The organism is Cerasicoccus frondis, assembly GCA_031296915.1.
Classification (GTDB): Bacteria; Verrucomicrobiota; Verrucomicrobiia; order Opitutales; family Cerasicoccaceae; genus Cerasicoccus; species Cerasicoccus frondis.
This window is the reverse complement of record JAVDPC010000064.1, coordinates 1-943: the sequence shown is the minus strand read 5'-3', so window position 1 is coordinate 943 and position 943 is coordinate 1. Positions and strand designations below refer to the sequence as shown.

At 43.5% G+C, this 943-nt stretch carries 2 protein-coding genes; one reads left to right on the top strand and one right to left on the bottom strand.

What is annotated here, in order from left to right; genetic code table 11:
• Positions 1-540, top strand: a 540-nt coding sequence (locus RBB63_RS23570; RefSeq protein WP_309387895.1) for an ankyrin repeat domain-containing protein, incomplete at its 5' end; no start/stop codon positions are given.
• A 63-nt stretch (positions 541-603) separates the two neighbouring features.
• Here the strand turns inward: RBB63_RS23570 and RBB63_RS23565 are convergent.
• Positions 604-943, bottom strand: a 340-nt coding sequence (locus RBB63_RS23565; protein WP_309387894.1) for a hypothetical protein, incomplete at its 5' end; no start/stop codon positions are given.

Here is a 943-nt window from a genome sequence, read left to right as displayed (position 1 = left end):
TTATGCAAAAAGGAAACTGACAATTTGAGCGAACTTACGAGAGAACTAAATCGAGCGATAGAGGGCAAGAATTTGGAAGAGACCCTTTCAATACTGTCACGCAATCCGGATTTGCTAGACATCGAGAAGTCAGGAATCAGCGTTATGCACTGGGCGTGCGATTGCGACTTCTCGCAGCTGATTCCAGAGCTAGTGAAAAGAGGATGCTCACCAAACGCTTTGGACGAAAATGGATACCCTCCAATCTATTATCCAAGTTCGGAAGGGTTCGTTTCTGTCATTCGCACTTTATTAGAATACGGTGCGGATATTGAAGGATTAAGAGAGATAGAAGAAAGTGGATATATCGAACAAACTACACCACTTGTTCGAGCAACCAGGAATGGTCATCTTGAAGTAGTCCAGCTATTGATTTCCAAAGGAGCGACGACAAAGGTTAAAGACACTAAGAACTCGATTTTGGATCACGCAGGTAGACACCCAGAGGTGCGGCAGTTTCTGGAAAAAACCATTAAAAATGAAACAAGTAGCGAGGCATAACCAGTCGGGAGATGACAACTCCGAGTAGCGCTGCCGCGCTACTCTCCGCGCATCCCCTCCGCGTTATGCAACTGAAACAATGAAGCTGAAATCCAAGTCAAGTATACACGAAGCCCAAAAAAGCAAAAGAATCATAATTAACACTTGCTGGGGCCTATGGATTTTCGGTTTCGGATTCATAGTTCTCTCAATCGCATTACTCAACGGAATAAAAGTAGGAAGCAATGGAACGAATACTTTAGGTTTCCTAATTCTTTGGACATCTGCTCTTCCCTTCCAGCTGTTAAAACTCATTCGACACAAAAAGAAGTTGGAATCGCTCATAATAAAAGAAACAGCATAACCAGTCGGGATATATGACGAAAAATGCTGACGCATTTTGCGCATATACCCTCCACGTTCG